The 24,888-nt window shown below is 65.4% G+C and carries 20 protein-coding genes and 1 pseudogene; 7 read left to right on the top strand and 14 right to left on the bottom strand.

The window, feature by feature from the left end; translation table 11 throughout:
* Positions 1 to 23 precede the first annotated feature (23 nt).
* Positions 24 to 1,271 carry a class I SAM-dependent rRNA methyltransferase gene (locus tag AAGA68_08995; GenBank protein MEM9385182.1) on the bottom strand — a complete coding sequence of 416 codons (1,248 nt, stop codon included), beginning with the start codon at positions 1,269 to 1,271 and terminating at the stop codon, positions 24 to 26.
* 483 nt (positions 1,272 to 1,754) lie between these two features.
* Between AAGA68_08995 and AAGA68_08990 the strand changes: the two genes are divergently transcribed.
* From AAGA68_08990 to AAGA68_08980, 3 genes are all read left to right on the top strand, one after another.
* A complete protein-coding gene (locus tag AAGA68_08990; GenBank protein MEM9385181.1) occupies positions 1,755 to 2,243 on the top strand; it encodes a hypothetical protein in 489 nt (162 codons plus the stop codon).
* A gap of 142 nt (positions 2,244 to 2,385) precedes the next feature.
* Positions 2,386 to 3,576 (top strand): alpha/beta fold hydrolase, encoded by a 1,191-nt coding sequence (locus tag AAGA68_08985; protein MEM9385180.1) that lies wholly within the window; start codon positions 2,386 to 2,388, stop codon positions 3,574 to 3,576.
* A 69-nt stretch (positions 3,577 to 3,645) separates the two neighbouring features.
* Positions 3,646 to 5,745: a thioredoxin domain-containing protein gene (locus AAGA68_08980; GenBank protein ID MEM9385179.1), complete on the top strand. Its 2,100-nt coding sequence runs from the start codon at positions 3,646 to 3,648 to the stop codon at positions 5,743 to 5,745.
* A 133-nt stretch (positions 5,746 to 5,878) separates the two neighbouring features.
* On the opposite strand, the gene AAGA68_08975 is transcribed toward AAGA68_08980, so the two are convergent.
* The 9 genes from AAGA68_08975 to gcvT all read right to left on the bottom strand — a co-directional run bounded on the left by AAGA68_08975 (position 5,879) and on the right by gcvT (position 17,383).
* Complete coding sequence (locus AAGA68_08975) at positions 5,879 to 7,279, bottom strand: GTPase/DUF3482 domain-containing protein (protein ID MEM9385178.1); 1,401 nt, start codon at positions 7,277 to 7,279, stop codon at positions 5,879 to 5,881.
* Positions 7,276 to 8,766, bottom strand: a complete 1,491-nt coding sequence (locus tag AAGA68_08970) for a DUF2868 domain-containing protein (protein MEM9385177.1) — start codon at positions 8,764 to 8,766, stop codon at positions 7,276 to 7,278. Before AAGA68_08970 ends, AAGA68_08975 begins: the two co-directional genes overlap by 4 nt.
* 125 nt (positions 8,767 to 8,891) lie before the next feature.
* Positions 8,892 to 9,269, bottom strand: coding sequence for a hypothetical protein (locus AAGA68_08965; GenBank protein MEM9385176.1), 378 nt, complete (start codon positions 9,267 to 9,269; stop codon positions 8,892 to 8,894).
* A gap of 152 nt (positions 9,270 to 9,421) precedes the next feature.
* A complete protein-coding gene (locus AAGA68_08960) occupies positions 9,422 to 10,936 on the bottom strand; it encodes an aminotransferase class III-fold pyridoxal phosphate-dependent enzyme (GenBank protein MEM9385175.1) in 1,515 nt (504 codons plus the stop codon).
* A gap of 182 nt (positions 10,937 to 11,118) precedes the next feature.
* A complete protein-coding gene (locus AAGA68_08955; protein MEM9385174.1) occupies positions 11,119 to 14,019 on the bottom strand; it encodes a trypsin-like peptidase domain-containing protein in 2,901 nt (966 codons plus the stop codon).
* 68 nt (positions 14,020 to 14,087) lie between these two features.
* On the bottom strand, positions 14,088 to 15,026 hold the full coding sequence (locus AAGA68_08950) for a carbohydrate kinase family protein (protein ID MEM9385173.1): 939 nt from the start codon (positions 15,024 to 15,026) through the stop codon (positions 14,088 to 14,090).
* 217 nt (positions 15,027 to 15,243) lie between these two features.
* Positions 15,244 to 15,744, bottom strand: coding sequence for a thiol peroxidase (gene tpx, locus AAGA68_08945; protein ID MEM9385172.1), 501 nt, complete (start codon positions 15,742 to 15,744; stop codon positions 15,244 to 15,246).
* A gap of 68 nt (positions 15,745 to 15,812) precedes the next feature.
* Entirely contained in the window at positions 15,813 to 16,199 is a 387-nt protein-coding gene (gene gcvH, locus AAGA68_08940) for a glycine cleavage system protein GcvH (GenBank protein MEM9385171.1), read from the bottom strand.
* 38 nt (positions 16,200 to 16,237) lie between these two features.
* Positions 16,238 to 17,383, bottom strand: coding sequence for a glycine cleavage system aminomethyltransferase GcvT (gene gcvT / locus AAGA68_08935; protein ID MEM9385170.1), 1,146 nt, complete (start codon positions 17,381 to 17,383; stop codon positions 16,238 to 16,240).
* Between the two features lie 215 nt (positions 17,384 to 17,598).
* On the opposite strand from gcvT, the pseudogene AAGA68_08930 reads away from it, so the two are divergent.
* From AAGA68_08930 to AAGA68_08915, 4 genes and pseudogenes are all read left to right on the top strand, one after another.
* Positions 17,599 to 18,093: pseudogene (locus tag AAGA68_08930) on the top strand (3-oxoadipyl-CoA thiolase).
* Positions 18,085 to 18,240 (top strand): hypothetical protein, encoded by a 156-nt coding sequence (locus tag AAGA68_08925; GenBank protein ID MEM9385169.1) that lies wholly within the window; start codon positions 18,085 to 18,087, stop codon positions 18,238 to 18,240. Before AAGA68_08930 ends, AAGA68_08925 begins: the two are co-directional and overlap by 9 nt.
* On the top strand, positions 18,241 to 19,083 hold the full coding sequence (locus tag AAGA68_08920; GenBank protein MEM9385168.1) for an ATPase: 843 nt from the start codon (positions 18,241 to 18,243) through the stop codon (positions 19,081 to 19,083).
* A 12-nt stretch (positions 19,084 to 19,095) separates the two neighbouring features.
* Positions 19,096 to 20,169 carry a homoserine O-succinyltransferase gene (locus AAGA68_08915; GenBank protein ID MEM9385167.1) on the top strand — a complete coding sequence of 358 codons (1,074 nt, stop codon included), beginning with the start codon at positions 19,096 to 19,098 and terminating at the stop codon, positions 20,167 to 20,169.
* 95 nt (positions 20,170 to 20,264) lie between these two features.
* Here AAGA68_08915 and AAGA68_08910 read toward each other — a convergent pair whose 3' ends face one another.
* Genes AAGA68_08910 through AAGA68_08895 form a run of 4 tightly spaced genes read right to left on the bottom strand, consistent with a single transcriptional unit; the run spans position 20,265 to position 24,812 of the window.
* Positions 20,265 to 21,533, bottom strand: a complete 1,269-nt coding sequence (locus AAGA68_08910) for a UbiH/UbiF/VisC/COQ6 family ubiquinone biosynthesis hydroxylase (protein ID MEM9385166.1) — start codon at positions 21,531 to 21,533, stop codon at positions 20,265 to 20,267.
* Positions 21,530 to 22,855 (bottom strand): 2-octaprenyl-6-methoxyphenyl hydroxylase, encoded by a 1,326-nt coding sequence (ubiH, locus tag AAGA68_08905; protein ID MEM9385165.1) that lies wholly within the window; start codon positions 22,853 to 22,855, stop codon positions 21,530 to 21,532. The genes AAGA68_08910 and ubiH overlap by 4 nt, the downstream gene beginning before the upstream one ends.
* Entirely contained in the window at positions 22,852 to 24,225 is a 1,374-nt protein-coding gene (gene pepP, locus AAGA68_08900; protein MEM9385164.1) for a Xaa-Pro aminopeptidase, read from the bottom strand. The genes ubiH and pepP overlap by 4 nt, the downstream gene beginning before the upstream one ends.
* Positions 24,222 to 24,812 (bottom strand): UPF0149 family protein, encoded by a 591-nt coding sequence (locus AAGA68_08895; protein ID MEM9385163.1) that lies wholly within the window; start codon positions 24,810 to 24,812, stop codon positions 24,222 to 24,224. Before AAGA68_08895 ends, pepP begins: the two co-directional genes overlap by 4 nt.
* Positions 24,813 to 24,888 lie beyond the last annotated feature (76 nt).

Raw genomic sequence — 24,888 nt, 5'->3', positions numbered from 1 at the left:
GAACTCCCGTTCGCCGCGAGGCATCACGGGTTTTTTCGGGCGCCCACGCGACAGTAGAGAGCCTTCAGATAGCGACTTTGCTCGATCGACGGGTGAACGGGGTGATCCGGCGCTTGCTCGCCACGCATCAATATCTGCAAGTCGCGACGCTGGTGCCTGGCACAGCCAGCCACCACCCCGAGCAGGGACTCCTCGCTCAGATGGTGGGAGCAAGAGCAGCTCACCAGCAGGCCGTCGTCCGCGACCAACCGCATGGCGAGCTCGTTCAGCTGCCAGTAGGCCTTGGTGCCGGCCTCGATGTCCTTGCGTCTCGGGATCAACGCCGGAGGGTCGAGGACGAGCACGTCGAAGCGTTGTCCCTGCGCAGCGAGGGCCTTGAGCACCGCTGCCGCATCCCCCTGATGGGTCTTGACCTCGACACCGTTGAGCGCCGCATTGTGCGCCACGGCATCGAGAGCCGGTGAAGAGCTGTCGACGCACACGACAGGGCCGGCGCCCGCAAGCGCGGCGCGAATGCCCCAAGCGCCGACATAGCTAAACACGTCGAGCATGCGGTGACCCTCGCGCAGCATCGGCAGCAAGCGCTCGCGGTTGGCACGCTGATCGTAGTACCAGCCCGTTTTCTGGCCACCCGCGCCAGGTAGCTCAAAGCGCGCATCGCCCTCCTTCACCGTGAGCTTCGCCGGCGGTTCACCAAAGCCCATACGGGACTCGCGCGCGAGCCCTTCCAGGTCGCGAACAGCCGTGTCGTTCGCCCAGCGAAGGGCCCTCACCCCGGGCGCGTGCTCGCGCAACAGCTCACCGAGCGCATCTTGCCACCGCGCCATGCCCGCCGTGGTGATCTGGCCGACGAGGAGCTCGTCGAAGCGGTCGACCACCAGACCGGGCAGCAGATCACCCTCGCCGTGGATCAGGCGACACCAGCGTGCTTGGCCTAGCCAGCCCTCGCGCAGAGCCACGGCCTGGCGCAATCGCGCGCTGAGCAGCGCCTCATCGGGCAGCACATCTGGCTCCCGGCTGAGAATGCGGGCGGCGATAAGCGAGCGCGGGTTGACGTAGCCGTGACCCAGGAAGCGTCCGCTCGACCCCACCACGGTGACGGCGTCACCCGGCGCGAAGTCCTTTAGGGGCGTAGCGCGCGTGTCCACCTCGTTGCTGAACACCCATAGGTGGCCTCCGCGCAAGCGACGCTCCTCCCGCTTGCGCAGGGTGAGACGCGGGTAGGGCGTGTTCAGAACGGGCGGCGCGGTGTCTCGACGTTGGTTGCTCATGGGTGTTCTGCGGAATCGCTCGGTGATTTACGTGATCACATCACCATACGCGGATATCCTCCAACGATCACAGCAGGCTCCGGCGCTCGTACCAACAAGGCTGCGACTTCACCCAAGCAGATCATTTACTAAAGCTCCTTTGCCTTTCGCACAAGCGTCGGTGACCTGGATGGCATCTAGGCTTGCGCGGACAGCGCGATTCAAGGTCTTGAGGCCGACACTGTGCGCTGCTCGCAGCGGAAGGTGCTTCGGCCGCCTAGTGGGCCGCTTGGTAAATGAGGTGACACTCAGGAGTAGCACGGGCGCCAGGGCAAGGCGGTCGAAGCCATGTGCGCAAGGGCCCGCATGACGGCGCCCACGCACCGGTACGTGGTCGCTGCAAGCAGCGGACCGGCGCGTAGGCGTTCGGAGCGCACACCCCTTGCAGGCAGCCGCGCTTATCTGCAATATGTTGCGCAATTTATTGCGCAAATTTCTCCCAAGATGCAAAGCCACCCGTTCTTTCTGGAGCTACCCACCGGCGAGGCGTTTGTCGGAGCGCGGGCTCAACGTCTGGCCGACTTGATCGCTCAGCAGGGTGATGAGTTCCTGCAGGCGGCCGGAATCACCATCCCTGTTCGCTCCGTATCGACGCTGCTCTACCTCCATCAAGAAGGGCCGTCCTCACTGGTAGAGATCGCCAGGGCGCTCAACGAGCCGCACCAGCTCACTGCGCAGCGAACCTCACGGCTGAGTTCACTCTCCATGCTCAGCAGCCGCGCCGACACTAAGGACAGAAGGCGACGCATGTTCTCCTTGACACCCAAGGGAAAGCGCGAGGCAACCAAGGTCCAGGCCCGTTGTAAGGAGGCGTTGGTGGTATTCGATAACCTCAACAGCGAACTGAACGTGAACGTGGCGCGTCTGCTCGATGCTGCCTACGACGCGCTTCTCACACGATCCATGCTCGCACGATCCACCGACCACACCTGAGATCGATGTGACTCATCATCCGCAACATCCGCCCATCGGCGATCCCGCCGCGCCTTCGCCTCGAACGCCGCGGCACGTGCGCCGCCTAGTAGGTGTAGTTGGTATTCTCCTCGGGCCACCGCTCGCGGTCGCGGTGTTCGCGATGGCCAGCCTCGCGGCCGCGCTGCTCATTGATACGCCAGCGGTGCTTATTTCGATGGGCGTTCTCGCCAGTCTGGCCTTCACCTACCTTGGCGCTCGCCTCACCTTGTGGATGTGCGGCGTCGCTCGCCATCGCACGGCAGCAATCGCCATCAGCGGGGTCGGTACCGCGCTATTGCTCACGGCATTTTGGGCGACCTTCCTGCGGCCGCTGATCCCAGAGGACGAGCAGTTCGCCATCGCCCTACCCCAGGACGTCGAGGTGTGGCGCCTGGCAAGCGGATCCCACGTGGCAGTCAAGAAGGTCGATGGACGAGGTGATCAGCGGGTACCTCCCATCGTGTTTCTCCATGGCGGACCCGGTGGGTATAGCATATCGCTCCAAGCGACGGTCGAGGCCATCGGGCAGCTCAGCGAAGACGGCCACGACGTCTACCTCTACGACCAAGTGGGCGGTGGCCTCTCTGCGAGACTCGAGGATGCGCGCGACTACACCATCGAACGCCACCTAATGGATCTAAATGCTGTCTTCAAACGGATCGGGACAGCAAAGATGATCCTAATCGGCTCGTCCTGGGGGGCTTCCTTGGGGGCGAGCTACATGGCGCGGCATCCAGAGCATGTCGCCGCAGCCGTGTTCTCCGGCCCCGGCCCGATGTACCACCCCAGCTGGGCACCTGGGGAGGAGGGCGGACTCGAGGAACGGCTAACGACCGACCAAGCTGAACAGTTCACCCATATGGTGAAGACGCCCCGCCTACTAGCAGCCCTCGCACTGGCCGAGATTAGCCCGAAAGCGGCGACCCGCTTTGCGAGTGAGTGGGAGCTCGGGTCGCTCTTCGATAGGGTCGCCAACGCGTTCTACCTGCCGCTCGCGGTATGTGACCTGCGCGGCACAGAGATCTCGTCCTCCGGCTACGGCTTCTGGTCCAATCGCATGACCGGCCGGTCACTAGGCTTACCCAGGCAGGATCCTCGGCCAGCGCTGCGCTCGAACCCTACCCCGGTGCTCATTCTCCGTGGCGAATGTGACTACAAGCACGAAGCGGTGGCGCAGGAGTACGCGAGCGTTCTTCCGAATGCGCAGTTCGAACGCTTCGACGATGCAGGGCACATGCTGTACTGGGAACGGCCGCAAGCCTACCTGCAACGAGTGCGCCGCTTCCTGCGCCGAACGGCGGGTGACCCCTGAAACGCGACCACTCGAAGCGCTACGCAAAGCGGTATAGTCGCGGCCAGACGCACGCGCCCCGGAGCCCTAATGAGCCGCACCCCCCGCAACCGCCTCGCCGATGAGTCCAGCCCCTACCTGCGCCAGCACGCGGACAACCCCGTGCACTGGCAGCCGTGGGACAGGGAAACTCTGGAGCTTGCCCGGGAGACGGGCAAGCCGATCCTGCTCTCGATCGGCTACTCGGCCTGCCACTGGTGCCACGTCATGGCCCACGAGTGCTTTGAAGACGCACAGATCGCCGAACAGATGAACGCCCTGTTCGTAAACATCAAGGTGGATCGGGAGGAACGGCCGGACCTCGACCAGATCTACCAAAAGGCGCACCTACTCATCCAGCAGCACCCGGGCGGTTGGCCGCTCACGATGTTCCTGACGCCCCAGCGGCAGATTCCCTTTTTCGGCGGCACCTACTTTCCACCACGCCCTCGCCAGGGCCTCCCTGGCTTCTCGGACGTGCTCGAACGGGTAGCCACATTCCATGCCGAACGGGCCGATGAGGTGGAACGCGAAGGTGCCTCAATCGTCGCAGCCCTCGCCCAGCTGGATGCTAGTACCGCTGCAGACGAACGGCCTGAGCACCTGTCGATCTCCCCGCTGCGTGCTGGCCTCGACGCCATCCGTTCCAACTTCGACGGCGAGCATGGCGGCTTCGGCCGCGCGCCGAAATTCCCCCACACGCACATGCTGACGCTGCTCTTCGATCAGTGGGTGGCGGACCGGCGCCGCGGCAAGGAGGATCCCGAACTGCGCTATCAGGTGCTCTATACGATGGAGCGCATGGGTCTCGGGGGCCTTTACGATCACCTCGCCGGCGGCTTCTTCCGCTACGCGACGGACGACACCTGGACCATCCCCCACTTCGAGAAGATGCTCTACGACAACGCGGGCCTACTCGGGCTCTACTCCCGCGCCGCCCGTGCCGCCGACGACGAACGCTTCGACTACATGGCTCGGGAGACGGGCGCCTTCATCATCGACCAGCTCCAGGGCGAGCACGGCGGCTACTACAGCGCCCTAGACGCGGACACGGAAGGTGACGAGGGTGCCTACTACCTCTGGGAGGCTACAGAGGTCAAGGGCATAATCAGCGGAGACAGCACCTGGCAGGTGCTCGCCAGGACCTATGGGTTGGATCGCTCACCTAATTTCACAGATAAGTGGCACCTGACCATGGTCGCCCACCCGCAAGATATCGCTGAGTCCCTCGCCATCGGAGCTGACGACGTGGCGCGCCACCTGGCCTTGGGGCGCTCGACCTTGCTGAGTGCCCGGGGCGAGCGACCGAGTCCTGGTCTCGACGACAAGGTACTCACCGCCTGGAACGGACTGACAGTCGCCGGCATGGCGCTAGCCGCCCGCCACACGGGCGAGGACGCCTTCGCTCGTTCCGCCACCGCCGCCGTTGACTTTCTGCGCACGCACCTGTGGCAAGACGCTCGCCTACACGCCGTGTACACGGCAGCGGCCGGCGCCCGCCTGCGCGCCTACCTCGATGACTACGTGTTCCTCATCGATGGCCTCCTCGCCCTGCTCCAGGTGCGCTGGCGCCAAGAGGATCTGGACTTCGCCGTGACCCTCGCGGACACGCTCCTCAAGGACTATGAGGATCGCGACGCCGGAGGTTTCTTCTTCACGGCCCATGACCATGAGGCGCTGGTACATCGACCGAAGCCCTTCGAGGACGACTCGACACCTTCGGGCAACGGAATGGCCGCCTCCGTACTCACCCGTCTCGGCGGATTGCTAGGTCGCCCGGACTACCTGGAAGCGGCCGAGCGCACGCTCCGCGCGGGCTGGCAGCGTCTCAATACCCACCCGCAAGCCTGCTCGGGCCTGCTGACTGCCCTGCGGGATCAACTGGAACCCGCCCCCGTGGTCGTGCTGCGAGGCGATCCGGCCATTCTCGGCGCCTGGCAAGGTCGGTTGGCGCGCGGACCCGAGGCGGGCGAGTGTATTGACTGCAGCGTCTACGCCATCGCAAGCGATGCGCGGAGCCTGCCTGAAGGCCTAGCCAATCGCAGTGCTCCAGCCCGCGGCGTAGTGGCCTACGTGTGCGAAGGGAACCAGTGCTCGCCACCCATCGACGGACTAGAGGAGTGCATCACGCGCCTACGCGATGGCGCCTGAGGGCCCGGGTCGATTCGTGACTGATGGCCTGTGCGTAGGGCTCGTCGAAGTGGGCGAGCCTATCTAGGAGCGCACCGTTAAGGCCCACCCCTGCGCAGCAGGGCCAAGCGAGCAGCGTTCCCTGCGTTCTTGCTCAGTCGGTGACGGTGGCTTCGAGCTCGAGCAGCTTGGATACAGCTTCCACCAGGGCAGGTCGCACATCATCATTGCGAAGTCGCTTGAAGAGCACGACAAACTCACGCCGCAGAGCCTGCGGCACCTGATCCATGAGCGCCGTGCCGTCCGCCACGGTCAATTCCAGTGCCTCGCGCCGCGCGTGATTACGCTCCTCCACTAGATGGTGGTGAATCCACGCACGGCCGAGCAGCACCCAGGGGAAGTTCACAGCGCTCACGGGACCCACCTGGAGCACGCGTCCCCCAAGCGTTTGCCCTAGCACCTTGACCTTCGCCAGTTCATCGCCGGCAAACCACGCCCCCGTACTGCCGACGACGGCGCCGATAGCTGCCCCCATGAGCAAGGAAGCGCCGCCCAGCATGAGATCTACCCCACCCCCAGCCACCGCCCCGGAGACCGCACCAGTCCATAGCAGCTGCTCACGCGAGAGCCCGAAAATCTCCCAGCTATCGGTGGTGAACAGATCCCCATCGCCCACGCTTGTCTGCGACTCGGCACGCTCCAACGATTGGTGTTGATAGTGTGCCTGCACCTGGTCGCGACACTGTTGCTCCAGGTCACGCAGATCATTCATCAGGCGGTTGCGGAGCTTCGCGGCGAGGCGATCTCTATCCTGCTCATCGCTGAGGCGCGTGCTGCACGAGGCGCGCAAGGCGCCGCTCAATAGATCCGTGATCGACTCGGCGCTGCGCTCGCGCCGACGCTGGCGATCCTGCTGCAGCACTTGCACGGCACGCGCAAGGCGCGGGCTCACCCGTTCGTCGAGGGCGGCGAAGGCATCTAGCAGGGCGATGCGTTTGTCAAAATCTGCATGTACGGCGTTGAACTCGCGCACGATGGAGAAGTACTGGCCGAGAGCGTCGCGCCACTCGGCCACATGGTCGCCTTCCCCAATGCGATTGATGAGCGCCATGCGCGGCTGGCCGGTCCAGCGCAGCACCTGCATCTCCACTTCGTACTCGAGGCCAAAGGGCTTGGCACCATCCACCACATAGAGGATGCCAGCGCCCTCGAGGATCGGCTGCAGGAGCTCGCACTCGTCGATGAATCTGTCATCGCCAGCATGGGCCTCTACGAAGTCCGCCACGCGCGCTGGCCGCTCGTGGGAAGGTACCGGCTCAGCCTCGAGCCAATCGAGGGCAGCGCGAGCGCGCTGGAAACCAGGCGTGTCCACGAGAGCGTAGAGGGCTTCGCCGTCGACGGTCAGCACGTAGCGTTCGGCGCGGCGGGTCGTGCGCGGCGTGGCCGCAATAGCGATCTGCGCGTCTTCGGCCAGGGTGGCGACGATGCTGCTCTTACCCTTGTTAGGTTGCCCGACCACCGCAAAGGTGGGAACGTTCGCTGGCTGTTCGCTCACGAGCCGGTAGCCTCCACCACGTAGAGCGAGGAGTCCTTACGCTGGGCGAGGGTGGCTGCCCACACGTCTCGCTCGCTCGAAGAGACGGCCTGCCCGCTCGTGTCCACGGGCACTACGGTTATCGAGACCTCAGCGCCGAGCAATTCTCGCAGGTCAGCGATCAAATCCAAAAACTCGAGCAGCGGCGGCTCCCAACCCTTCGTCACCAGCACCAGTCGCTGCCTCGCATCCTCCAAGCCGGCCAGGGCCTGATCCAAGGCCTCACCGCTTTGGTAGGAACCGAGCTCCAGCACGGACCCCGCCTCAATCGCGAATTGCCCTCGCAACCACGCGACCCCCGCCGCCGCCTCCAGCGGACTGTTCCAGAGCAACACGTTGGCGCCACCGGCGGTGAGCCTGACTCCGGCGTCAGGCGCCGTAGGCAGAACTGCCTGAAGACCTGGCGCGGACGACTCGTGCACGACCAATGGCGAACTCATGCGATCGAGCAGGGCGCGGACCTGGGGATGATCGAGCAACAGGGCTCGGTAGGCGCCCTCTCGTCGCCAGGATACAAAGGCCAGCAGCAGCGCTCGCGGGGCGAGACCGTACACGAGCAGCATCATGCAGACGAAGGGCCACCACTCGCCGAGGCGCGAGACGTCGGGAGGCGCAGCGTCCTCCAAGCGATAGTACTGGGACAGGGCCACGAGCTCGGCATCCGGCGCCGCGACCGGCAACCAGCCCCTCCAGGGCAAGGACGCGCTGCTGACCAATCCGTGCACAAGCGAGGCATCCACCTCGAGCGTGGTGCTCCAACCGAAGGCGAGATCGGTGAACGCCACCAGCAGCAGAGCCAGCACCAGCGCCCCGCCAAAGAACCCTACGCCCATCCACAGGGACAGGCGTAGCGCCTCGAGCTGAGCCACCCGCGCAGGCGGCGTGCTACCCCCTCGCCAACGCAGGAAATCAACGTTGAGACGCTTGTGTAGGAACCCAGCCAGCCATCGCCCAGGACTGAAGGTCGCCAAGCCCTCACGCAGACGGCGCAGGCCCGGCAGGGGCAGAAGCAACACGGCCGTGGCCAGGAAGGGCAGCCAGGGCACGACGATGAGCACGCCGAGCAGAGCGAATAGATTTACTGGGTAGCGACCGTGATAGGCGAAGGCGGCACCCGCAACACCGATCCCAACGGCGAAGCCGAGTGCGGTGAGGGCCGTTACGGCCACCCGCAGGGCACCGTCGATGCGGCTCCCGGCGTCTGCGCTCTCCGCCTGTAGGAGCTGTGACCCGACCACCGCCCACCAGTGCATGACGCGACCGAGAGGGGTGTCATCCCCTCTACCGCGACCGATCTCACGATCGCGCTGCAGGCGTTCCTCGTGAGGTGTGCTGCGGTCTTCGTCGAGCGCTTGATGGAGCGATAGGATGAGGGCGAGCTGCAAAGCGGTGGTGGGTTGCGCGGTCAGTGAAGGTGCCGAGCAGTCTACACCAGCGTGTCGGCACACTGGGCCCGCCCGGCGCGGCAGGGTGTGACCATCTGTGTTGAACCGGTCGCTCCGCCCCTAGGCGAGGCCCGGTGAAAGAGGGGCCCGTGCGAGCCCCGCTAGAATTTTGGGGTTCCTTCCAGCGCTCAGCCGGAGGATGAGCCGCTGCCGTCGGAGTCCTCACTGCGCGACTTGTTGGCCGCACCGCCCGTGGAGCCGGGAAGACAGCCCTCGGCACAGCCAAGATAGGTACCCAAACACTGACGGGAGCAGTTGTTTTGCTCACCGGTCTCAGCCAGGCCGAAGCACCCACGCTGGCAGTTGACTTGGGTGTTCTCACAAACGCGCTGACAATCGCGCTGGCGCGGTCCACCGCCGCCGCCCCACGCTTTGATCTGCGCGATCATCAACTGCAGGGGATCGGCCACGGGCTCGCTGACGGTGGGCGCATCGTCAGCCAACGCCAACGGGCTCATTAGCGTGCAAAGCGCGACGATGACGAGGGTGAGGAAAAACCGTTCCATCAGAATTCTCCAAGGGCACAGGGAACTCGAAAAACTATACGCGTTGGCGATTCGCGGAAGGGCACCGAGACGTCAGATCTTTGTCAGGCGCTCGAGATTGCCCGGGGCAGCTACCTCGCTGGTAGCCGCCGCCTTCCTGCCGGGTCGCCGCCTTAGCCTACGGCGACGCGCGCCTGCTCCTCGCTTACCCGCGGACCGTTCAGCAAAGCGTCGCGCGTGGCAGCCACCACCAGCTTGAGCTCTGCGCTGGTCACGCTGAACTGCGGCGTGAAGCGCAGGCTGTTGCGCCCACCGTGAATCACGTTGACGCCGTTGAGCCGTAGGTACTCCTCGGTGCTGTCGTGGCCGTAGCACTTGAACTGGTCGGACAGCTCGAGGCTGAACAACAGGCCCGTCCCCTGCACGCCCGTCACCAATTCCGGCCCGAGCTCAGCGCGCAGCGCCTCCAGCAGCGCCACCGCCTCCTGGCCGCGCTCCCGAATGTTGGTGCGCAGCTCGTCGGTGACCCCCGTGAGCACGGCCGAAGCCACGTCCATCGCTTTCGGATTAGTGGTCATGGTGTTGCCGTAGATCCCGGGGCGCTGAATCTCTCGCGCTCGCGCGTTGAACGCTAGGACGGAGAGAGGGAACTGTCCCGCGTTGAGCGCCTTCGAGTAGGTCTCGAGGTCCGGCGCCTGTTCCCTTTCAAAGCCAGGGTAGTCGACGATGGACAGGCAACCTTGCGCCCGCAGGCCTGCCTGGATCGAATCGACGAGCAGCAAACTGCCGTGGGCCAGCGTGAGCTCTCGCGCAGCGCGGTAAAACTCCGGGGTGATCGCCATGCCCGGGTTGCCCTCACCCATCACCGGCTCCATGAACAGGGCTTCGATGAAAAACCCTTCATCGTCGGCGCGGCGGAACATCGCGCGCAGAGCCTCGACGTTGTTCGGCTCAACCGTCAGCAGAGAGTCCAGCTTGCGGTAGCTTGCCAAGTGCTTTTCATAGGTATCGCGTGTGGAGTCGGAGAACTGCGCCGGCCGATCCGTACGGCCATGGAAGCTCTTGGTTAGGCTAAGGGAGCGAATCGGCTTGCCCGCATGGCGGCCGCCGGCGTCGGTCATGGCCTTCGCGTTCATATCGGCGATGCGCGCACCAACGCTCATCGACTCGGAGCCTGAATTCAAGAATAGGAAGCTCTCGAAGGGGCAGCCGTCGGCACGCCTGTGGCCGATCTCCGTGCGCAGGAGTTCGATAAGGCGCATCTGGCTCGGGCTGGGCGTCATCACGTTGGCCATTACGTGCGGCGAGCTGAGTACCTTCAGCACATGCTCCGGTGCGTGGCCGGCGCCGAGCATGCCGTAGCCGCCGCAGTCGTAAAGGAGCGCGCCCATGCTGGTCACGATCCAAGGACCGCGCGCCCCTAGGGCCACGTATGGGTTGACCGTGCCCGAGGGGTAAAAGCATGCAACCTGCTCGTGCATGCGCTCGATCTGGGCGGCCTCATCGAGGTCGAACAGACCCGGGTAGGCGGACAGCCAGCACTCGCGGGCCGAAAGGGCGGCGTCGACGGCCGCTTCTAGGCGCGCATCTGCAGCGGCGAAGCGAGCGATGGTCTCGTCGTTGAGGCCGACGGTCTGGCGCCGGCCGGGGCTCGCACGCAAGGTGTCGAGTTTGCTCTTGAGCTCCATGAGGAGTCCTCCGATCGCGCGCGCCCGATCTTGGGGTCTTTGCGGCGCGCGCTCAGCAGCCGACGTCATTGAAGCCGGACGACGGTTACGGCAGGACTGCCGGGGGGCACAGCCCGGGCCGGCAGGCGGCAGAGGGTAGCATATGGACGGCGTTTTTGACCGCCGATCGACGCCCTCGGGGCCTACTTCAACCCTCGCGAGCCGGACCCCGTAGCGGCCGACGTCTTCTCCGCCACGACCCCAGTTTCCGTAATAGGATCTATGGGTTGGCGCTGCCAGCCGTCCGCGCCGCGGCGTAGCTCGTAGGCGGGCCAGTACTTCAGGTCGAGACTCAACGTAATCACGTCGCTGGCGTCGTTCCAACCGACGGTTTTCAGGCGTAAGGAATCGCGATCGCGCCGACCCGAGACAGCTGCCACGAACGCATCGAGATCTGGGATCGGCTGGCCGTCCACCTCCACCACACGCCGGCCCGCCCACAGGCCGTGTCGGCTCGCCGGTGACCCGTACGCAAAGTACGCAACATAAGCGCCGTAGGGCTCGATTCCACGCTGCGCTGCGAGCGCGCGGTGCGGGGCCTGAAGCAACGCGCCGGCCCACACCACGGCGCGGTCGACGCCGCGACCACTCAGTGGCACCGTCTGCACGTCCAAGTTGCGCATAGAACCGTCGCGCAGCACGGTCAGGGTCACCTGCGGCGCGGCGGTGCTGCGCTCGACATCGCGGAAGTTAGCCACCGGCTTACCGTCGACGGCAAGCAACAGATCACCGGTCTCGAGCAGCGCCGCGGCCGGCGAGCCTGCCACCAGGCGCATCACCTTCAGCACCTGCGGTTGCGTAGGCCCATCCGGGCCCTCAAGCCACGCGATGTAGTCAGCGGGCAGTCCGTACTGGCGCGCTGCCGCCATGGGGATAGGCCACAGCTCCACCTCCAGTGAACGCAGGGGTCGATCCTCGCGCACCGCATCGACCATGTCAGCCACGATACCGATCGGCATTCCGCGCGTGACCTGCACCACCTGCCGACCTTCCTGATAGGCGAAGCTGGACCAGGTAGCGATCACCTGTCCGTTGTCGTTGGCCAGCACACCATCCACGGCCGGCGCATTGACCACTGAGATGGTCTCGACGTTCGAGTCCCTGAAGCGGAAGCTGCGCGATAAGGGGAACTCCGCGGCATCCACAGAAGCCACGATCGTGCCCTGGGAGACGATCTTGTGATCGGCACGCAGACCCACCACCCACGCCCTATCGCCGGCATTAGGGCGCTCTACGCTGAAGCTCGCAGCGCGCGTCGGCGTGTCGCCGATCAAGGTCGGATCGTAGTGCAGCAGGGTGAGGTTGTGCAGGGGATGTACGTACACCACCTCGGCGGGCACTTCGAGCGAACCCGCGAACGTCATGCGTACATCGCCCATGGCCACGGGCACCGTGTTGCGATCGACCACAACCAAGCCGCGCTGCGCGTCTACGATCACGCCGGTGCCGTGGTAGTGAAGGTCCGCCACGCCGGAGACGGTGTACGGCATGTCGTAGTTGACCATGACCAAGGACGGTGCCAGGAAGTCGGCGCGCGGGTCGCCGCCGCTTGCAAAGCGCGTGCTCGCCGCGGTTGGCGCGACGGCCGACGGACCGGGGTCTAGGGCGCGGCAGGGCCAGTAGCCGAGCGCATCGTCCCGCTCGCAGGCGCGATTGGGGAACCAAGCGCGGTTCATGTTGACCACCCGCAGAGACGAACGGCGCGGATCCGCCTCGGTGAAGTAGCGAATTCGTAGGGACTCACCGTCGGCCACTTCGGCAAGGCGCGCCTCGAAGGCAGACAGCGTGGAGGCGTCGCGACCGTTGAGCTCAGTGATCACCGCGCCACGGGGGATCCCCGCGACACTCAGCAGGTAGCCTGGGGACGCCACGTAGGTGCCGCGCACCGGGGCATTTAGGTGGCGAGCCTGCTGGTAGGAAAGGTCGTGGACTATTGCGCCCCCCACCTCGATAAGCGAAGCAGGCGTCACCGAATGCAGATCGGCCGGTGTCACCGACACCCTAAGATCCTGCTCACCTCGGCGGACTAGCAGGGAGACAGGGGCGTCCACGCTAGTATCCAGGCGATCCTCGAGCGGCACGAAGCGGTTGACCAGCATGTGATCGACGCTGACCAGGATATCGCCCGGCTCGAGCACGCCATCACCGGGCCCTTCCGGCAGCACCTCATCCACCACCAGCATCCCCGTACCCTCGGGGAAGGCGGCGCGCACAGACGCCTCCGTACCTGACGAGAGCCCTAGGCGACGCAGCTCGTCAAAGGGCTGGTGCTTAAAGATGGTGAGCAGGCTACCGCGCGCAACCGGGCTGCCCTGCTGAATCAAACGCAGCGCACGCTGAACCCGATCCAGCGGCAGAAAGAAGCTCGAGGCAGCGTTGGTGTTGGCACCGGCATTCAGGGCGACGACCCTTCCCCCTATGTCTATCACCGGTGACCCGGAGGAACCGCCAGAGGTGCTCGATGCCGCCTGGAAGTAGAAGGTATTGAAGTCGTTGTACTTATTCTTGCCATAGGTGGGCGCGGCGCGATCGAGCTTGGCGATCGTGCCCGCCAGGATCGACAGCTGCTCACCGGCGTCGTTACCGATCACACGCACTTCGCGCCCCACCTGTGCGCCCTCAGGATAAAGCTCGAGGGTGGGCGGCTGGATATAGCGGAGGGCTGCCGGGTCGTATCGATAGATTCCGAAGTCGTGCACCGGATCGCGGTACACGGGCACCAGCTCTACCTCTTCGTTGTTGACGAATACACCTTGCGCCACCACCGGCCCGGGCATCACCACGTGCCGGTTGGTCATAACCAGCCCACGCTCGGCATCCACCACGAAGCCAGTGGCCTGGGTCGATTGATTCCACTCCGTGTCGAAGGCTCGCGTGCCATCCACCCGGATCGACACCACACCACTCGACACCCGTTCCAAGGTCTCGCTCCACGAGGGCACGGTGGCTGGCGGTTGCTGGTCAGCGTTGGCGTAGGTCAACGACCCGAGGGAGCCCGCCAACAGGGCGAGAGCGGCGAAAACGGTTGGACGGAAGAGCTGCATGGGCGATCTCGACTTCGACGTGTCCTGCTGTTTGGCAGGAGTGGACCAGGAAGGTTCGCTCGCGGGATCTACCAGGGTGCAGCCGCGCCGAAACTATCGCGGTAGCGCCGGCCCAATTCGTCAAGGTCCGGGCGGTGATTCTGGGTACCGTGAGACTCGATTTTCACCGCGCCCATAAGCGAGGCCAGGCGGCCTGTCACCTCCCAGCCGAGCTCGTTCATGAGGCCGTAGAGCAGGCCAGCCCGGTAGGCGTCGCCGCAGCCGGTGGGGTCTGCGAGACCGCTGACCTTCGCGGCGGGAATCTCCGTGATCCCACCGTCGCTGTGAATCTCCGACCCCTCGCCACCGCGGGTGACGACCAGCGCGCTAACCCGCTCGGCCAGGGCCTTTGGCGCCAGGCCCGTGCGCTCGCTCACCAGCTGCATCTCGTAGTCGTTGACCGTGAGCCAAGTGGCAAGCTCCACCATCTCCAGCAACTCCGGACCCTCGAACTGGGGCAGGGCCTGGCCAGGGTCGAAGATAAAGGGGATGCTCGCGCTAGCAAACTGTCGTGCATGGCTGCCCATGCCGTCCTTGCCGTCGGGAGAGACGATGCCGATGGACATACCGGCGTCGGTCGGCACCTCCTGCTCGTGAGCGTTGGCCATGGCCCCGGGGTGGAAAGCCGTGATCTGATTGTCGTCTAGATCGGTCGTGATGTAGGCCTGGGCCGTGAACTGGTCGTCGTAAGCGCGCACGAAACGACCGTCGATTGCCTGGCTGTGCAGCCACTCCGCGTAGGGCGCGAAATCGCGGCCCACGGTGCCCATGGGTACTCCATCGCCGCCCAACAGCTTGAGGTTGTAGGCGATGTTCCCCGCGCAACCGCCGAACTCCCGACGCAGCTCAGGCACCAGAAATGCCACGTTCAGCATGTGGATCTTGTCGGGCAGGATGTGATCCTTAAAGCGACCCGGGAACACCATGATGTTGTCAAAGGCCAGGGACCCGCAGATCAGTGCTGTCATGCGCTCAAGTTCTCCGTCGAAGTGGGTACGGCCGCCTGTCGACCCTGACAGGGGCGGGTGGGGACCCGGCGAGGCAGGAACTGGGCACAGGCTGTTGGCGCCCCTCGGATCGAGTCCAAGCGGCGGAGTCTACTGCAATCGCTCGCTAGCTGCCGTGACCTGAGCGCAGCAGGCACACAAGGGGGCGCCGCGGGCGGACGCGGCGCACCGGAGAGGCCTAGCCGAGGGCTTTGATGGCTGCCTCATAGTCGGGCTCGTGGCCAATTTCCGTCACGAGCTGGGTGTGGACGACCGTGTTGTTCTCATCCAGCACCACCACCGCACGCGCCGTAAGGCCCGCCAGCGGACCGTCTTCGATGCGCACTCCGTAGTCGCCCGCGAACTCCTGGTTGCGCATGGTCGAGAGCGCCATCACGTTCTCCAACCCCTCGGCACCGCAAAAGCGCGCTTGGGCGAACGGCAGGTCAGCCGAGATCATCAGCATCACCGTGTCCGGATGGTCCTTGGCGTATTCGTTGAAGCGGCGCGTGGACAAGGCGCACACCGGCGTGTCGACGCTCGGGAAGATGTTCAGCAGCTTCCGACGGCCTTCGAATTCGTTGAGTCCCACGTCGGCAAGGTCCTTATTCGTTAGGGTGAAGTCGGGCGCGGCTGCGCCCACCTTCGGTAGCTCACCGTTGGTGTGGATCTCGTTGCCTTGCAGGGTAATCGTTGCCATCGTCAGGAAGCTCCTGAAGTTGAGAGTAAGTCGGAAGACGTGCCAAAGGTTGGGTAGCGGTCGGGCAATCAGTCGCTGATGAGCGCGGCGTAGGCTTCGGCGTCGAGCATGCGCTCGGCCCAGGCATCATCGCTCGGGCGCAAGCGCAAGATCCAGCCGTCATCGTATGGATGCTGATTGACGAGATCCGGCGAGTCATCGAGAGCGGTGTTGACGGCGACCAACTCACCCGCCACAGGACTGTACACGTCGGAAGCGGCTTTGGTTGATTCGACCACGGCCAGTGCATCGCCTTGGGAGACCTGCTGGCCGGCTTCGGGCAGGTCGACGAACACGAGTTCACCCAGCTCCGCTTGGGCGTGCTCCGTGATCCCCATCAGCAGCGTGCCGTCATCCTCGACGCGAATCCACTCGTGACTCTCTGTGTAACGCAGATCGCCAGGTACATTGCTCATTGCCTGTCTCCCCTGTACCGAGCCTGGTCATCCGGCGCTCAGGCGCCAGCCCTCACGAACGGCGGTGCAGTCAGCTCTGCGCGTACCCGCCGTTGGCGAATCTGAACGAAAAGACCTCCCGCCTCCACCGCCTCGCGAGCATCGCCCTGCATGCGCCAGAGGGCAATACCATGACCGAGGCTGGTGGAAAAACTGCCGCTGGTAATCGTACCGACGACCACCGCGCCATCACTTTGCGCGCCGGCGAGCACCTCGCAGCCAGCTCGCGGCACACCCTTCTCGACCAGGCGCAAGCCACGGCGCAGGAAACGCGAGGGGGCAGCATCGCGTGCCGGATCGACCGCGGCGCGCCCCACGAACTCACGCTGCGCGTCCTCCAGATCGAGCAGCCAACGCAGGCCCACCTCTTGCGGTCGGGTAGCCTCATCCATGTCGCTACCATGCAGATTCAGGCCAGCCTCGAGACGCAGCACATCACGGGCAGCAAGGCCGCACGGCTCGACCCGCGCCTCTCGCTGCAAGCGATCCCAAAGCGGCATCACCTGATCGTGCGGCAAACAGACCTCGACGCCGTCTTCGCCGGTATACCCGGTGCGGGAGATGAAGATCTCGCCCGCCTCTAGGGCATGAAAGCGTGGCAGACCGTCGAGCGAGCGATCGTCGCTGCCGCCTAGCGTCGCCGCCAACACGGGCATCGAGCGATCAACCGCGTGCGGGCCCTGCACCGCGATCATCGATAGATCGTCGCGCTGGGTGCGAACCAGTTCAGGGCCGTCCCACGCCCGCAGGCGTTCATCGAACCATGCACCGACGCGCTCGCGCGTCCCCGCATTACTCACCGTGCGCCAAGCGGCTTTGCCATTGCGCGAGGGACGGCGGAAGACGATGAGATCGTCGATCACTCCGCCTTCAGGGTTCAGCGCGCAGGTGTATCGGCCCGCGCCGGGCTCCTTCAGGGTCGCCACATCGCTGCACAGCAGCTCGCGCAGCCAAGCGCTCGCACCCTCGCCTGAGAAGTCCGTAATCATCATGTGGGAGACGTCGAACATGCCCGCGGCAGATCGCACAGCACGATGCTCCTCGAGCACCGAGCGATACTGCACAGGCAGCTGCCAGCCGGCGAAGGTGACCATGCGGGCCCCGGCACGCTCATGGGCGCTCGCTAGTGCGGTCAAGTGGGCCACCCGGTCTCCACAACAGTAAGCGCCCCTCGGGCGCGAATGGCGCGGATCATAGCCGATCCGCCGAGGCCCTCACCAGCCTCTCCCCGCGCCGCTTCCTCGGCCCGCGCTAGGGTGCGGAAAACGTGACAAAATCAGCCACCGATGGGGAGCGTGATGCGCTGCGGGTCGAGGGCCACGCGCGCAAGCCGCTCCCAGCGTAGATAGGATGAGATGCGATGCAGCCCGTGTTCATTTTCGACGCCGTGCGTACACCCGTCGGTCGCTTCGGCGGAGCCCTCGCTCACGTGCGCGCGGACGATCTGGCGGCCGCGCCGCTGCGCGCATCGGGCATGGACGCGATCGCCACGGCGGCGCGTACGATCGTCTGCGGGGAAGCTCAACTAACAATCGCTGGCGGCGTGGAGCCGATGTCGCGTGCCCCCTGGGCAATGCCTAAGGCGGACGCTGCCTTCAACCGCCGTGCTGAGATCTTCGACACCACACTCGGCTGGCGCTTTGTCAATCCTCGCATCGAGCGGGAGTACGGGATCGACTCGATGCCGCAAACCGGCGAGAACGTCGCTGAGCAGTGCCAGATCTCCCGCGAGGATCAGGACGCATTCGCCCTGCGCTCGCAGCAGCGCGCCGCCGCGGCCCAGGCGAGCGGCCACCTAGCGCAGGAGATCACTCCGGTCGAAGTTCCTCAACGCAGGAGCGATCCGCTGGAGGTCGCTCTTGGCCATCCCTTGGGGATGACGGGCGCACGCCGAGTAGCGACGGCGGCGCACTCCGTTCATTGCGGCGACGCCACGCGTGCCCTCGCGACCACGTGCGTCGGCGTCGGCCAAGGTGTCGCGTGCCTCCTGGAGCGCCCCTGAATGCGTCTGACAGGCCGGCAGTTCCGCGCCCGACCCTCGCGGGCCATCACCCTGCTCGGCATGTCCGGCGTAGGCAAGACGCGTCTGGCCTCGCGCCTGCGCCGCCAGCACTGGTTTCACTACTCGGGTGACTATCGCATCGGCACGCGGTACCTCGGCGAGCCCATCCTAGACAACATCAAACGACAGCTGATGACGGTGCCCTTCGTGCGCGACCTTCTGCGCTCGGACTCCATCTACGTGGAGAACAACATCAGCATCGACAACCTGGCGCCGCTATCGACCTTCCTCGGCAAGCTCGGCGATCCGGAACGAGGCGGCCTCGACCTAGTGGAGTTCAAGCGCCGACAGCGCCTGCACGAGCAAGCTGAGGTGGCCGCGATGCTCGACGTACCGCAGTTTATCGAACGCGCCCAGGCCATCTACGGCTATCGACACTTCGTAAACGATGCAGGGGGCAGCCTGTGCGAACTGAGCGACCCGCGGGTGATGGAGGTACTCGCCGAACATACGCTAGTGATCTATATCAGCGCCTCCGAAGCAGATAGGCAGGCGCTGGTCGAGCGCGCCGTCGCCGGCCCCAAACCGATGTTCTATCGCGAGTCGTTTCTCGACGAACGGCTAGCGCAGTACATGGGCGAGCGACAGCTGGAGTACGTGGCGCTTGTCGATCCTGATGATTTCGTTCGCTGGGTCTTCCCCCGGCTCTTCGAAGCCCGCGTACCGCGCTACGAACAGATCGCGAAACGCTACGGCTACACTCTGCAGGCTGCGCAGCTAGCCAACGTGGAGAGCGCTGACGACTTCGTGGACTTGGTGGCCGACCTTCTGGACCGCAGCTGAGCGACCGACGCCATGCCGCTGGTCGCCCATCACCCGCTGCCGACCTTCCAACGCCTCGCCCGCGAGGGGGTCACGGTGATCTCGCGTGCGCAAGCGGTACAGCAGGACATCCGCGAGCTGCACATCGGCTTGCTGAACCTGATGCCCGATGCAGCACTAGAAGCCACCGAGCGCCAGTTCCTGCGCCTGGTTGGGGAAGCAAACCAGGTAGCCCAGCTCTATCTTCACCCATTCACCCTGGCGAGCGTCGAGCGCGGCGCCAGCGCCAAGGCCCATATCGAGGCCCACTACGCACGCTTCGATACGCTGACCAAGGACGGGCTGGATGCCCTGATCATCACCGGCGCCAACGCGACAGGACGCGACCTTTCAAAGGAGCCATTTTGGGGTGAGCTAACTGCAGTGTTCGATTGGGCGGCCGAACACGTCACTTCCACCTTGTGCTCATGCCTAGCCACTCACGCCCTGCTCCAACACGCGCACGGCGAGGTTCGCCAACCCCTTGGATTCAAGCGGTGGGGGGTATACGCCCACGCAGTTAGCGACCGGGCTCACCCTCTCGTGAGCGGAGTGAACACCCGCTTTGACGTGCCCCATTCGCGCTGGAACCACATCTCGCGCGACACCTTCGAGGCGCACGACATGGCAGTGTTGGCCGCGAGCGATGAGGGCGAGGTGCACCTAGCGGTGAGCGGCGATGGCATTCGTCAGGTCTGCTTCCAAGGGCATCCAGAGTACGACGCGATCACCTTGCTGAAGGAGTATCGCCGCGAGGTCGCGCGCTGGCTGGATAAGGAGCGGAGCGAACCACCGCCATTTCCAGAGCGTTACTTCAGCCCACGCAGCCGCGCGATTCTCCTCGAGTTCCAGCGGCGCTTGGCAACGCCTACGAATACCGTTGGGCTCGAGAGCTTCCCCGAGGCGTTGCTGGTACCCGCCCTGCACAACAGCTGGCACGACACGGCGGAGGCGATCATGGACAACTGGATCGGTATCGTCTATCGGCTCACGCACGTGGAGCGCGGTCGGCCCTTCGCCGAAGGGGTGAACCCCGAGGCTCCGCTCACCTGGCGAGCCCGCGCCTAGGCTAGGCGACGAAGGTGGTGCGCCGAGCCGACGCGCATGGTCGAGCATCGCCGCGAGATCCATGCCGCTGCCGGAGGCCTGATCGACAGGTTGAGCTAGCTTGGTGGGCGGCGGGCGAGCAGCGCAGGCACGTTGCCGCTAAGCCCCATGGCGCGCCGCGCGAGCACGGACTTCACTGGGTCAAGTCGATCCACCGCGGCGAGGCCCATGCGGCGCAGGGAGTCGACCAACGGATGGCGCGCGGCAAACAAGCGCTTCAAGCCGTCGAGGGCGGCCGCGGTAGCCAAGTTCTCTCCCTTGCGAGCGCGCTCGTAGCGCTCGAGCACGTAGTGATCACCGATCTCCTCGCCACGCTCTACGGCGTCGACGAGCGTGCCGGCGAGCGCCGCCGCGTCGAGAAAGCCGAGATTCACACCCTGACCGGCGAGCGGATGTACCACGTGAGCGGCATCCCCAACGAGGGCGACGCGCGGGGCCGTGTAGCGACGCGCATGCATTACTCGCAGCGGAAACGAGGCTCGCGCACTCATGAGCTCAAGTTGGCCAAGAACGCCTTCGCTAGCCTCCTCCACCGCCCGCTCGAAGGCTTGAGGGGACAGATCGGACTGCAGCTCGTGGGCGTGCTCGGGACGCGTGGACCAAACGATGGAGACACGACCATCGGCGAGCGGCAGCAGGGCCAGAGGTCCATCGGCCAAGAACCGCTGTCGGGCCGTGGCACCGTGCGGCCTCTCTGGTCGCAAGTGGGCCACGACGCCGGCCTGACGATACTCATGAGTGCGAGCAGCGATCCCGACCAAGCTGCGCACGCGCGACTCGGCACCGTCTGCACCGATGACAAGACGGGTGCGCAGCGCGCGACCGTCATCCAGCTGCACGGCGATGGGCTCTCGCGGGGTGCCCCCCGGCGTGATACCCGCCACGCCCGTAGGCGCTAGCAATGCGACGGCACGCTCCGCGTGCAGCACGTCGTAGAAGGCCTTGAGCAACGCCGTGTTGTCAATGATGTAGCCCAAGCAGGGTTCGGCGAGGCGGGCGCAGTCGAACTCGATGCGCGCCTCACGCGTAGCGGCTCCTTCCCACACCTCCATCCGCTCGTAGGCTAGTAGTGACCGCGGGTCGGGCCGCGCTCGCACCAGCGTCAGCAGACGCCAGGTGGCGTGGGAGATGGCGGAGACGCGCAAACCGAAATCGAACTCCTCCGCGCGCGCCGCCAAGGGCGAGGCCGGCCCTGGCGGCACGGTCCGATCGAGCACGGCCATGCTCAGCTTCGTGGTGTGCGCGAGCAAGGCGGCAAGGGACGCCCCTACCAGGCCACCGCCGACGATGATCACGTCGTAGTCGGCCGTGGGCGATGGGCTCATGGGGTGCTACGCGCGGCCGTACGCCGCGGTGAGGCTAAGGGCAAGCCGCGCGATAGGCGAGGCGCCCTGCCCCCCATCCCCATGGCACCGCGGGCGAAGGCGGACTTGGCACCGGGCATGAGATCCAGCGCCAGCAGCCCCAAACCGCGCGCCATTCCAATCGGCGCTGCAGGTTGGGTGAACACGCGCACTAGCGCGTCCGTAAACGCGCTCACGCGTCCACGATCTTCCTTGCGCCAGCGCAGAAAGGCACTGAGCAAGACGCCAGCACCCACGTCCGCGGTGCCCGCGGCAAGCGCATCGGCGATCGACTCGGCGAGTCCGGCAGCATCGCGCAGCCCCAAGTTCAGGCCTTGGCCAGCCACCGGATGCACGCCGGTGGCCGCATTGCCGACAAGCGCCACCCGTGGCGGCAGGAGATCATCCCGTGCGCGGCTCAGCCACAGGGGGAACGCCGCGCGCGGGGAAGCTTGAAGGAAACGGCCCAGGCGGAAACCAAAAGCATCCTGCAGCGCCTCGAGAAACTCAGCCTCCGCCAGCGCCAACAGGGCTTCGGCGTCGTCTCGCCACACGGTCCAGACCAGGTTGCAACGACCGCCCGACAAGGGCAGCAAGGCCAGGGGTCCACTGCCGATGAACCGCTCGTACGCGACGTGACCGTGGGGCCGCTGGGGGGTGATGTTGGCGATGATCGCCTGCTGGCGGTAGGACTGCTGGTCAGCGCCCACGCTGAGCAGGCGACGAATGCTCGAACGCGCGCCATCGGCCGCCACCAACAGTTGCGCCCGCAACTGGATCGGCGCTCGCTGCGCGGCCCTGGCCAGGGTCACGGTCGCCGCCTCGAGACCGGCGTGGGTGTCGGTAACGTGCGCCGGCGCCCAGAGGTGAAGCTCACCGGGAGCCGGCGCGCCAGGTACTTCCACTCGCCTCCCGAGCGAACTCAGACGCGCCCACAAGCGATGCTGCAAGTCCACGTTTTCGACCACCTGGCCGAAGGCGGTCACGCCCTCATGCTGGGCGTCGAGGCGCGTGCTGCCGAACTGTCCGCGATCGGAAACATGAATGTGCCGGATGGGCGTCGCGGCGGACTGCAGGTGTGGCCACACCCCGAGCGTCTCCAACATCCTCTGGCTGCCCATGGAGAGGGCCGTGCAGCGCGCCTGAGAAGCATCGCCTGGCGCCAACGCATCATTCGACGGCGCCGTGGCCTCCACCAGCGCGACCCGCAGGCGCAACGGCGCCAGCGCCAGCGCCAGCACGCTGCCTACTGCCCCGCCGCCGACGATCACCACATCGTAGGCCAGGGTCTCATGCACGCTCACGACGCCGCGCCCACTGGGGTTGCGCGGCGCGCGCGAGAGCGACGGTGGCGAGCGCTCGCGGGCAAATCCCCGGGCGCACTCGCCATCAGCGCCTCGATTTCCTCCACCTCCTTAGGTACGTCGGCGCTCAATACCTCGTGCCCCGAGCCAGTCACCAGCACGTCGTCTTCGATGCGCACACCGATGCCCCACCACTTGCGCGGCACGCCCTTGCTACCCGGCGCGATATAGATCCCCGGCTCTACCGTGAGCACCATGCCCGCTTCCAACTCACGCCAGGCATCGCCCACCTTGTAGTCACCTACGTCGTGCACATCCATGCCGAGCCAATGCCCCGTGCGGTGCATGAAGAAGCGGCGGTAGGCCTCGTCGTTGATGAGCTTTGCGACGCTCCCCTTCAACAGGCCCAAACGCACTAGGCCGCGAGTGATCACCCTCACTGCCGCCTCGTGCGGGGCGTTCCAGTGGTTCCCTGGTTGCACCGCCTCGATCGCTGCGTATTGGGCCTTGAGCACCAACTCGTAGATCGCCCGCTGTGGGTCGCTAAAGCGTCCATTCACGGGGAAAGTGCGCGTGATGTCCGACGCGTAGCTTTCGATCTCGCAACCAGCGTCGATCAGCAGCAGATCGCCATCTGCACAGGATTTGTCGTTATCTATGTAGTGCAGGATGCAGGCATTGACACCGCTGGCGACGATCGGGGGATAAGAGGTGCGCGCGCCGGCACGACGAAAGGTGTGTGCAAGCTCGGCTTCCACCTCGTACTCGAACATGCCTGGGCGACAACACTGCATCGCTCGGCGATGAGCCTGCGCAGCGACCACTGCCGCCCGCCGCATCAAGGCCACTTCGCTGCGACTCTTATACAGGCGCATGTCGTGCAGCATGTGTTCCAGCGAGACCAACTCCTGGGGTAGCTCCCCAGCGTCACGCCGCGGCGTGGTCATCCACTGTACGAGGCGCGCGTCGAACTCTGGTTGCGCCCCCATAGCATGGTACACGCGCGTACGCCCCTCGATGAGACCTGGGAGGATGTCGTCCAGATCATCGATAGGAAACGCATCATCGGCACCGAACTGCTCCAGCGCGCCCTCAAGTCCGGCGCGCGGACCGTCCCATTGCTCGCGGGCCGGATCGCGCTCGCGGCAGAACAGCACGTACTCACCTGCTTCGCGCTTGGGGATGAGCACTGCGACCGCCGCTGGCTCAGCAAAACCCGTGAGGTAGAAGAAGTCACTGTCCTGGCGAAACAGATACTCAACGTCGCGATTGCGCACTTTAGGCTGGGCGGCCGTGAGCACGACGACACCCTCTCGACCGACCTGGCGCATCAAGGCACGACGGCGGCGAGCGAATTCACGCGCGTTCACTGCAGAGTCTCCGAGGGCCCATTGGCCCAGGCAGCACGCTCTCGCCGCAACTCCTCGTAGCAAAGCTGTACGCCCACGCGAACGAACTCCACCAGCTCGACGTAGGCGTTCTCCGCCTCCTCGGCGTCATCGCCGCCACGCACGGCTCGCGCAATCTCGGCGAAGTCACCCAACAACTCGCCGAGCGCGTCGTCCATCAGGCGCTCCTTAGGGACGGTGCTGGCGAGGCCGTAGAGAAATCCTTGGCACCACTCCGCGAGACCCAGCGCTCGCTCCGACAAGGGCACTTCGTCACTGATGAGCGGTTGGAAGTCGAGCCCGCCCTCCTCCAAGGTGTTGACCGTGACGCTGACGACCCGTCGCAAATCAGCGGAGATCACCGTGTCAGCTCGCGAGCCGTCGGTCACCGCATCGAGGGCAGGTGCGCTCCCATCGGGGTGAGGCAGGTTTGCCAGCAACCCCTCGGCCACCGCAAGCGGTGCCCCGCACAGCAAACCGCTCACGCTGCCGTGCCATTGGGCCAAAGGCTCAGCATCAAAGGCGGCTAGGGCCGCTGCGCCCGCAAGGGCTTGATCATCATCGTTCATCGACCTGCATCCTATCACTCGCACCACTTACCCAGAGCGCTGTGGGACCCGCCGGGAAGGCCCTGGAGGGCCTGGT

The sequence above is a fragment of the Pseudomonadota bacterium genome (genome assembly GCA_039193195.1).
Lineage (GTDB): Bacteria > Pseudomonadota > Gammaproteobacteria > Steroidobacterales > JBCBZW01 > JBCBZW01.
The sequence above is the reverse complement of the archived record's forward strand: the minus strand, read 5'-3'. Positions and strand labels throughout refer to the sequence as shown.